General features: G+C 70.8%; 8 protein-coding genes. 6 read left to right on the forward strand and 2 right to left on the reverse strand.

Features of this window, described 5'->3' with window-relative positions; genetic code table 11:
* Nucleotides 1-43 precede the first annotated feature (43 nt).
* The gene (locus J7E91_RS23970) at nt 44-595 is read left to right on the forward strand and encodes a hypothetical protein (protein ID WP_214908144.1); all 552 of its coding nucleotides are present in this window, start codon (nt 44-46) and stop codon (nt 593-595) included.
* Here the strand turns inward: J7E91_RS23970 and J7E91_RS23975 are convergent.
* The gene (locus tag J7E91_RS23975; protein ID WP_214908146.1) at nt 550-1575 is read right to left on the reverse strand and encodes a LacI family DNA-binding transcriptional regulator; all 1026 of its coding nucleotides are present in this window, start codon (nt 1573-1575) and stop codon (nt 550-552) included. The two genes, J7E91_RS23970 and J7E91_RS23975, sit on opposite strands and share 46 nt — an antisense overlap.
* A 195-nt stretch (nt 1576-1770) precedes the next feature.
* Here J7E91_RS23975 and J7E91_RS23980 point away from each other — a divergent pair, with 195 nt between their 5' ends.
* From J7E91_RS23980 to J7E91_RS23990, 3 genes are all read left to right on the forward strand, one after another.
* Nucleotides 1771-2982: a glycosyltransferase gene (locus J7E91_RS23980; RefSeq protein WP_214908148.1), complete on the forward strand. Its 1212-nt coding sequence runs from the start codon at nt 1771-1773 to the stop codon at nt 2980-2982.
* A 68-nt stretch (nt 2983-3050) separates the two neighbouring features.
* On the forward strand, nt 3051-4691 hold the full coding sequence (gene pgm, locus J7E91_RS23985; RefSeq protein WP_214908150.1) for a phosphoglucomutase (alpha-D-glucose-1,6-bisphosphate-dependent): 1641 nt from the start codon (nt 3051-3053) through the stop codon (nt 4689-4691).
* 78 nt (nt 4692-4769) lie between these two features.
* Entirely contained in the window at nt 4770-6992 is a 2223-nt protein-coding gene (locus tag J7E91_RS23990; RefSeq protein WP_214908152.1) for an NADP-dependent isocitrate dehydrogenase, read from the forward strand.
* A gap of 83 nt (nt 6993-7075) precedes the next feature.
* Here J7E91_RS23990 and J7E91_RS23995 read toward each other — a convergent pair whose 3' ends face one another.
* Complete coding sequence (locus J7E91_RS23995; RefSeq protein ID WP_214908154.1) at nt 7076-8056, reverse strand: TIGR03557 family F420-dependent LLM class oxidoreductase; 981 nt, start codon at nt 8054-8056, stop codon at nt 7076-7078.
* A gap of 304 nt (nt 8057-8360) precedes the next feature.
* Here J7E91_RS23995 and J7E91_RS24000 point away from each other — a divergent pair, with 304 nt between their 5' ends.
* A complete protein-coding gene (locus J7E91_RS24000; RefSeq protein ID WP_214908156.1) occupies nt 8361-8777 on the forward strand; it encodes a CBS domain-containing protein in 417 nt (138 codons plus the stop codon).
* Between the two features lie 76 nt (nt 8778-8853).
* Nucleotides 8854-9678: a PhzF family phenazine biosynthesis protein gene (locus tag J7E91_RS24005; protein WP_214908158.1), complete on the forward strand. Its 825-nt coding sequence runs from the start codon at nt 8854-8856 to the stop codon at nt 9676-9678.
* Nucleotides 9679-9710: the final 32 nt, after the last annotated feature.

The raw sequence follows: 9710 nt of genomic DNA on the forward strand, positions 1-9710 counted from the left end.
CGGACGCCCCCGGCCCTCGTGGCCCGTGCACGGGAGAACTCATATGCGCGCCCTCCGCGCCCGCCTGCTGAGACCGGCCTCGCTGATCGCGGCGCTGATCGCCGTGGCGCTGGTCGGCCGCGCCCAGGACACCGCCGGCGCCCCGGCCTCCACCGGAGGGGCGCCCGACGTAAAACCCCCGGCACGCAAGGCTGCCCTGGCCGCCGCGCGGAACCACCTCGGGCTGCTCTCGGGCGGTGACTGGGCCGCGGCCTGGGACGGCTGGAGCAGCCAAGCCCAGCGCCAGGTGCCACGGGACACCTATGTCCGTACGCACCGGATCTGCCACCCCCTGCTCGCGGTGCCGTTCGAGACGGTACGGGCGGTCCCGCTCAACCGGCGTACGGTCGAGATCGGCTGGCAGGGCGGTGGCGCCTCCGGCACCCTGCGCATGGTGTCCGAGCGAGGGGAGTGGCGAGTCGCACCGGCCCCGGCGCAACTGAACCCGTACAAGAACGGATCCGGCGCGGCGGTCACCGTGCTGCGCGGCCGTGGCGAATGCGACGCGCGTCAGGCAGAGGCGCGCCGCACCAGTTCGGTGCGTAGGATGACGTGACGACAGGCCGCACTGCGGTCGTCGATGTCCTCCAGCAGTACGCGTGCCATGGCGCGGCCCATCTCCTCCACCGGCTGCCGGACCGTGGTGAGCTGCGGATCGGTGTGCTGGGCGAGCGGGGAGTCGTCGAAACCCACCAGGGCCACATCCTCCGGCACCCGGCGGCCTGCCGCCCGCAGGGTGTGCAGGGCGCCCGCCGCCATGATGTCCGACGCGGCGAACACCGCGTCCAGCTCCGGATGGCGCTCCAGGAGCTCGGCCGTCGCCCGGCGCCCGCTCTCCTCGGTGAAGTCGCCCTGCGCGATCCACGACGCCTCCACCTCACCGAAGGCGTTCCGCATCGCGTCCTCGTAGCCGCGCAGCCGGCACTGCGCGACGTACATGTCCGGCGGGCCGGTCACCGTGGCGATGGCACGCCGCCCCGCGTCGACCAGGTAGCGGACCGCCGACCGGGCGCCGCCGACGTTGTCGGAGTCGACGTACGACACCGGCTCGTCGCTGGAGCGCCGGCCACTGAGGACGGTCGGCATTTCCAGTTCCGCGAGCAGGTCGGGGAGCGGATCGCTGCCGTGCACGGACACGAGCAGCACCCCGTCCACCCGGCCGGCGCGCGCGTACTGGACGAACCGCTGCCGTTCCTTCTCGCTGCGCACCAGCGTCAGCAGCAGCTGGATCTCGGTGTCGGCCAGTGCGGCGCCGACGGCGCGGACGATGTCGGAGAAGAACGGCTCCGCGAAGAACCGCCGCTCGGTCTCCGTGATCACCAGCGCCACCGCGCCGGTGCGGCTGCCGGCCAGGGCGCGGGCGGCCTGATTGGGAACGTAACCGAGCTCGGCGATCGCCCGCTCGACCGTCAGCCGGGTCGTGGCCCGCACGCCGGGCGCGTTGTTGATAACACGGGAGACCGTGCCCCGCCCGACACCCGCGAACGCGGCGACTTCCTCGAGCGTGGGCGGGGCCGTACGTCCTCTCGCCACCATCGCGCGCGACCTCCACACATGTCCGGTCCCCCCAGCGCCTGTTGGCACGAGGACAGGTCACATCGAATCACCGGAACGTCCCCCACCCCAACCCGTTGATCACATCGATCGGTGCGTCACCGCACCGGCGTGGCGCACTCAAGAGGATGATTTGACCGGAAAGTGCTGTCGAGCGGGCGAACGGTGATCTCTGGCATGCGCGTCCTGTGTACTGCGATTCTCTCCCCGTCCCACACGCGCGAGGCCCTCCGCTTCGCGCGCCTGCTGTCCGGCGCGGGTCATGAAGTGCACGTCGCCACCGAGGAGCACCTGCTCGGTTTCTTCCTGGACCAGGGCGTCGCCGCCACGGCGTGCCTGCCGAACCTGTTCGGCGAGGCGGTGACGGCCGGTGAGGAGACGCGGGACGCCGTGGGGCTCCTGCGGACCGGTACCGCGTCCCCGGACGCGGCGGCGCTCGTACTGGCGGGTCCGCACCTGCTCGGTCAGATCGAGGCACTGGACGCGGCGGCCCACGACTTCAAGCCGGATCTGCTGCTGCGTGACGCGATGGACCTCGGCGCCTGCCTCGTGGCCGAGGAACTGGGAATCCCGCAGGTGGCGATGGTGTCCGGTGCGAAGGGTTTCACCGACCCGGCGGCTCTGCTGCCGCACCTCAACCAGTGGCGTTCCACCGCCGGTCTGCCGCCGCAGGACGATCCGATGTCCCTGACGCCCCACGGGCACCTGGACTACCTGCCGCCCTCCTGCACCTTCGCTCCGCATCTGCCGCCCGCGCACGCGTACCGTCAGCCGGCCTTCGTTGATCCCCGCGCGAAACTCCCCAGCTGGATGGTCGGCCTTCCCATTGACCGGCCACTCGTGTACGCCGGTACCGGCTGCGCACTGCCGCTCTTCGCGCCCTCGCCGGACGGGCACCAGCCACTGGCCGGGCAGCCGGACCCGGCGACCGTACTGCGGTCCATGACCGAGGCACTGTCACGGCTCGACTGCACGGCCGTGGTGTCCACCAGCGGGGTGACCGTCGCCGGTCTCGATCCCGCGCCCCATGTGCATGTCGTCGACCACGTACCGCAACCGCTTCTGCTGGAAGCGGCCGACCTGTTCCTCACCCACGGCGGATACACCGGCGTGCTGGAGTCGATCAGCACCGCGACCCCCATGGCGGTGCTGCCCCAGACGGCCGACCAGCCCATGAACGCCCGGCGCGTCACGGAGCTGGGCATCGGCAGCGAGATCACCGATCCCACCCCGTCCGGCATCGCGGCGACCTGCCGCCGCCTGCTCGACGACGGCTCGGTCCTGCGGCGAGTGAAGCAGGCCCGCCTGGCCTGTCTGGCTCTGCCGACCGTCGAAACAGCCGTGGATGACTTGGAAAGCCTGGTCAATCACCACGCGGCACCACAATGAAAGGCGCGTGTGGTACCCACGGGTGACTGACGTCGACACCGGCACCAACGATCTGGAGGAGTGGGCAGATGACGCACGAACGAGCGGGACAGCAGGCCGGACCGGACGATCTCACCGATGTGGCCCGGCTGGTGACCGCGTACTACGCGCTGCACCCGGATCCGCGGGAACCGGGCCAGCGGGTCGCGTTCGGAACGTCCGGGCACCGTGGATCGTCGCTGGCCACCGCGTTCAACGAGGACCACATCGCCGCGACCAGCCAGGCGATCTGCGAGTACCGCGGCCAACAGGGCGTCGACGGCCCGCTCTTCCTCGGAGCCGACACCCACGCCCTGTCCGAGCCGGCCCGCGTCACGGCCGTCGAGGTCTTCGCCGCCAACGACGTGACCGTGCTCATCGACACGGCCGACGGCTACACCCCCACCCCGGCGGTGTCCCACGCCATCCTCGCCCACAACCGCGGCCGCACCTCGGGCCTCGCCGACGGTGTCGTCGTCACCCCCTCACACAATCCGCCCGCGGACGGCGGCTTCAAGTACAACCCGCCCAGCGGCGGCCCCGCCGGTTCGCAGGCGACCGGATGGATCCAGGACCGCGCCAACGCGATCATCGCGGACGGCCTGAAGGACGTACGGCGCCTGCCCTACGCCCGCGCCCTCGCCGTGCCCACCACCGGGCGGTACGACTTCCTGGACAAGTACGTCACCGACCTGCCGTCCGTCCTCGACCTGGACGCGGTACGCGCCGCGGGCGTGCGCATCGGCGCCGACCCCCTGGGCGGGGCGTCCGTCGCGTACTGGGGCCGCATCGCCGAGCAGCACCGCCTCGACCTGACCGTGATCAACCCGCGGACCGACCCCACCTGGCGCTTCATGACGCTGGACTGGGACGGCAAGATCCGCATGGACTGCTCGTCGCCGTACGCGATGGCCTCCCTGATCGAGGGGCGCAGCCGCTTCCAGATCGCCACGGGCAACGACGCCGACGCCGACCGGCACGGCATCGTCACCCCCGACGCAGGTCTGATGAACCCCAACCACTACCTCGCCGTCGCCATCTCCTACCTCTACGCCCACCGCGAGCAGTGGCCCGCCGACGCCGGTGTCGGCAAGACACTGGTGTCCTCCGGAATGATCGACCGGGTCGCCGCCGGTCTCGGCCGCGAGCTCGTCGAAGTACCGGTGGGCTTCAAGTGGTTCGTGGACGGGCTGGCCGGCGGCTCGCTCGGCTTCGGCGGGGAGGAATCGGCCGGGGCCTCCTTCCTGCGGCGCGACGGCTCGGTGTGGACCACCGACAAGGACGGCATCATCCTGGCCCTGCTCGCCTCCGAGATCCTCGCGGTCACCGGAAAGTCGCCCTCCGAGCACTACGCGGCGCTCACCGCCCGCTTCGGCGAGCCCGCCTACGCCCGCGTCGACGCCCCCGCGACCCGCGAGGAGAAGGCGGTACTGGCACGCCTCTCGCCCGAGCAGATCACCGCAGGCACCCTGGCCGGGGAGCCGGTCGCCGCCGTCCTGACCGAGGCGCCCGGCAACGGCGCTCCCATCGGCGGCATCAAGGTCACCACCGAGAACGCCTGGTTCGCCGCCCGCCCGTCGGGCACCGAGGACGTCTACAAGGTGTACGCCGAGTCCTTCCTCGGCCCGGACCACCTCTCCCGTGTCCAGGAGGAGGCCAAGGCCGTCGTATCGAAGGCTCTGGCGGGCTGACCGGCCCCTGTCGAGAGAGGTACGGTCTAGAGATATCTTGATGTCAAGCAATGTTGCAGACGTGGAGCGGAGCACCCGGTGACTGACTCGACCATCATCTACACACACACCGACGAGGCCCCGGCCCTGGCGACGTATTCGTTCTTGCCTGTGGTCGAGGCCTACGCCTCGACGGCCGGGGTCACGGTGGAGAGCCGCGACATCTCGCTCGCGGGGCGCATCATCGCCGTTTTCCCCGAGTACCTCCAGGAGAACCAGCGCATCGAGGACGCGCTCGCCGAGCTCGGTGAGCTGGCGAAGACGCCCGGCGCGAACATCATCAAGCTTCCGAACATCTCGGCCTCGATCCCGCAGCTGAAGGCCGCGATCGCCGAGCTCCAGCAGCAGGGCTACGCGCTGCCGGACTACCCGGACGACCCGAAGACCGACGCGGACAAGGACGTCCGCGCGCGCTACGACAAGGTCAAGGGCAGCGCCGTCAACCCCGTGCTGCGCGAGGGCAATTCCGACCGCCGCGCCCCCGCGTCGGTCAAGAACTACGCCAGGAAGCACCCGCACCGCATGGGCGCCTGGACGGCCGACTCGAAGACCAACGTCGCGCACATGGACAACGACGACTTCCGCTCCACCGAGAAGTCCGCCGCCATCTCCGACGCGGGCTCGCTGCGCATCGAGCTCGTCGGGGACGACGGCACCACCACCGTCCTGCGTGAGTCGGTGCCCGTCCTGGCGGGCGAGGTCGTCGACGCGGCCGTCATGCGCGTCGCGGCGCTGCGCGAGTTCTTCACCGCGCAGGTCGCCCGCGCCAAGGCCGAGGGCGTGCTGTTCTCCGTACACCTGAAGGCCACGATGATGAAGGTCTCCGACCCGATCATCTTCGGCCACGTGGTGCGCGCCTTCTTCCCGAAGACGTTCGCGAAGTACGGCGAGGTGCTCGCCGCCGCCGGTCTGTCGCCCAACGACGGCCTCGGCGGCATCCTCAAGGGCCTGGACTCGGTGCCCCACCTCGGCGCCGAGATCCGGGCGTCGTTCGAGGCCGAGCTCGCCGAGGGCCCGGCCCTCGCGATGGTCGACTCCGACAAGGGCATCACCAACCTGCACGTACCGAGCGACGTCATCGTCGACGCCTCCATGCCGGCGATGATCCGTACCTCCGGTCACATGTGGGGCCCGGACGGCCAGGAGGCCGACACCCTCGCGGTCCTCCCGGACAGCAGCTACGCCGGCATCTACCAGGTCGTCATCGACGACTGCCGCGCGAACGGCGCGTTCGACCCGTCCACGATGGGCTCGGTGCCGAACGTCGGCCTGATGGCCCAGAAGGCCGAGGAGTACGGCAGCCACGACAAGACCTTCGAGATCCCGGCCACGGGCACGGTCCGGGTCGTCGACGCGGCCGGCAACGCCGTACTGGAGCAGGCCGTCGGCGCCGGCGACATCTTCCGCATGTGCCAGACCAAGGACCTGCCGATCCAGGACTGGGTCAAGCTGGCCGTCACCCGCGCCCGCGCGACCGGCGTCCCGGCCGTCTTCTGGCTCGACGAGACCCGCGCGCACGACGCGCAGCTCATCGCCAAGGTCAGGACGTACCTCGCCGAGCACGACACCGAGGGCCTCCAGATCGAGATCATGTCGCCGGTCGAGGCGACCGCGTTCTCCCTGGAGCGCATCCGCCGCGGCGAGGACACCATCTCCGTCACGGGCAACGTGCTGCGTGACTACCTGACCGACCTGTTCCCGATCCTCGAGCTCGGCACGAGCGCGAAGATGCTGTCGGTCGTCCCGCTCATGAACGGCGGCGGCCTGTTCGAGACCGGTGCCGGCGGCTCCGCGCCCAAGCACGTGCAGCAGCTCGTCAAGGAGAACTACCTGCGCTGGGACAGCCTGGGTGAGTTCCTCGCGCTCGCGGTGAGCTTCGAGCACCTCGCGCAGACGACGGACAACGCGCGCGCCCAGGTGCTCGCCGACACCCTCGACCGCGCGACCGCGACCTTCCTGGAGGAGGACAAGTCGCCGAGCCGTCGCGTCGGCGGCATCGACAACCGCGGCAGCCACTTCTACCTGGCGCTGTACTGGGCCCAGGAGCTGGCGAAGCAGACCGAGGACGCCCAGCTCGCGGAGGCCTTCGCCGGGCTCGCCAAGACGCTGGCCGAGCAGGAGCAGACCATCGTCGACGAGCTGATCGCGGTGCAGGGATCGCCGGCCGACATCGGTGGCTACTACCGGCCCGACGCGGCCAAGGCCGAGGCCGTGATGCGCCCGTCGAAGACGTTCAACCAGGCCATCGCGTCGCTCGCCTGACGCGGCAGCTCCAGTCACACCCCGCTTTACGTTCCGCCCCGGCCCGCGTCACGCGGGCCGGGGCGGACCCGTTTCCACAGGCTTCAGGCGCGTGCGCCGCTCGGCTTCAACCGCAGGATACGGTCGGCGAGTTCCCGCTGGTAGAAGTCGATGAAGCCGTCCGGATCGGGTCCCGTGTTCTGCATGACCAGCCGGTCGAAGCCCGCGTCGACGAACTGCTGCGCCACCTCGACGTACCGGGCCGGGTCCGTGCCGCACGCGAACTTCTCCAGGATGTCCTCCTCGCGCACCGTCGTGGTCGCCGCCTCGAAGTTGACCGGGTTGGGCAGCTCGCTCATGACCTTCCACCCGGTCACAGCCCAGCGTGACGTCTCCAGGACGGCCTTCGCGGCGGCGTGCTCGTCGGGCGCCCAGGCCATCGGAACCTCCACGTAGTGCGGGCCGCTGCCGCCCGCGTCGCGGTACTGCCGGACGATCTCCGGCTTGTCCTCGGTGGCGAACAGACCGTCACCGAGCTCGGCGGCGATCCGCGTCGACGCCGGGCCGCTCGCGGCCACCGCGATCAGCGGCAGTTCCTCGGGGAGGTCGAACACCCGGGCGTCCTCCAGCCGCAGGTGCTTGCCGTCGTACGACTGGTAGCCGCCGCGCCACAGCAGCCGGATGATCTCCAGGGCCTCCCTGAGCATCTCGTGCCGTGTGCTGACGGCGTCGGGGAAGCCCACGCCGGTGACGTGTTCGTTTAGCCGCTCGCCGGAGCCGACGCCGAGCACGAAGCGGCCGTCCGACAGCAGGGCGAGGGTCGCCGCCGCCTGGGCGATGATCGCGGGGTGGTAGCGCACGGTCGGGCACGTCACGCCGGTCGCCAGCCCGATCCGCGAGGTCTTCGCCGCGATGCTGCCCAGCACCGTCCACGCGAACGGGGAGTGGCCCTGGTTGTCGAGCCAGGGATGGTAGTGATCGCTGATCTCGACGAAGTCGAAGCCGGCCTCCTCCGCCAGCACCGCCTGCCGCACCAGCTCCGCCGGGCCGAACGCCTCGGCGGCAAGCTTGTAACCGATCTGCATGTACTCCTCTTTCCTCGCGGTTCCTCGCGTTTCCTCGCGCACCAACCGTTCGTCCGCGCAGAGGTACCCCCTCTGCCAGTGGCGCGCTTCGCCTTTCACCCGCCCGGCCCCCAGGGGCGGCCCGCCCGCCCGGTGCGCGGCCGCTGGTCCGAGCACCGGGCCGGGCAATCGGATCACGCCGGTCCGGTGACGCCGTGGCGCGTTGGCCGCTGTCCGTGGGCGGGCGTAGGAAGTGTGAGGGAGCCGGCCCGGGGTGGCGAAGCCCCGGGCGGCTCCCTTCGCCACGAGGATGGGAAGACGACACGTGACAACTGCCAGAGAGATCATGACCCCCGGCACCGAGTGCATCGGAGCGGACGAGACGGTGCTGGTCGCCGCCCGGAAGATGACGGAGCTGGGCGTGGGCGCCCTGCCGATCTGCGGGACCGACAATAAGCTCAAGGGCATGCTGACCGACCGCGACATCGTCGTGAAGGTCCTGGGGGCCGGCAAGGACCCCGCCAGGACCACCGCGGGAGAACTCGCGCAGGGCGAGGCGGTGACGATCGGCGCCGACGACGACGCCGGCGAGATCCTGCGCACGATGACCTCGCACAAGGTCCGCCGGCTGCCCGTGATCGACGGCCACGACCTCGTCGGCATCGTGGCGCAGGCCGACGTGGCCCGGGCCCTGCCCGATCCGCAGGTGGGGGACTTGCTCGAAGCCCTGTCCACCGACTGACACGTACTGTCAAAAAGGTCCACTCGTCCTGGATTGGACTTGGTGGGCCTTCGATTGGCATCGCTACGGTTCGGGCATGCGTATCTACATCGTCGATGCCTTCACCGACCGTCCGTTCGCCGGGAACCCGGCGGGTGTGTGTCTCCTGCCCGCCGGGAAGTGGCCGGAAGACAGCTGGATGCAGCAGGTCGCGGCCGAACTGAACCACTCGGAGACCGCCTTCGCCCTCCCGCTGCCCGACGCCGCCGAGGCCGACTGGGCGATCCGCTGGTTCGCCCCGCTCGGCGAGACCAATCTGTGCGGCCATGCCACATTGGCCACCGCGCATGTGCTGCGCGCCGAGCGGGGACTCGTCGGTACCGTGCGCTTCAGCAGCCGGGAGAGCGGCGTCCTCCTCGCGCATGCCGACGACGAAGGCAGCATCACGCTGGACTTCCCGGCCGCTCCGGGCACCGAAGTGCCCGTACCGGAAGGACTGGCCGAGGCACTCGGGACCGAGCCGGAGGCCACCTTCCGTACCGGCGCGCTCGGTGATCTGCTGACGGTTCTGCCCGACGAGGCCGCCGTCCGCGCCGTGACGCCCGACCTGGACGCGGTAGCCGCCCTGACGCGCCAAGAAGGGCTGCGCGGCGTCATCATCACCGCCCCGGCCGGGGCAGACCCGGCGTACGACTTCGTCTCCCGCTTCTTCTCGCCGGCCGAGGGCATCCTTGAGGATCCCGTCACGGGCAGCGCCCACACCGCGCTCGCCCCGTACTGGTCGGGGCGGCTGGGCCGCGACGGGCTCACCGGCCTGCAGGCATCGGTGCGCGGTGGGCTGGTCCGCACCGCCGTGCACGGCGACCGCGTTCACCTCACCGGGAACGCCGTCACGGTGCTGGACGGCGCCCTGCACGCCTAGGCCGGACGCACGCCTAGAAGACTCATGAAGAT

Source organism: Streptomyces sp. ISL-99 (genome assembly GCF_018614005.1).
Taxonomy (GTDB): Bacteria; Actinomycetota; Actinomycetes; order Streptomycetales; family Streptomycetaceae; genus Streptomyces; species Streptomyces flavidovirens.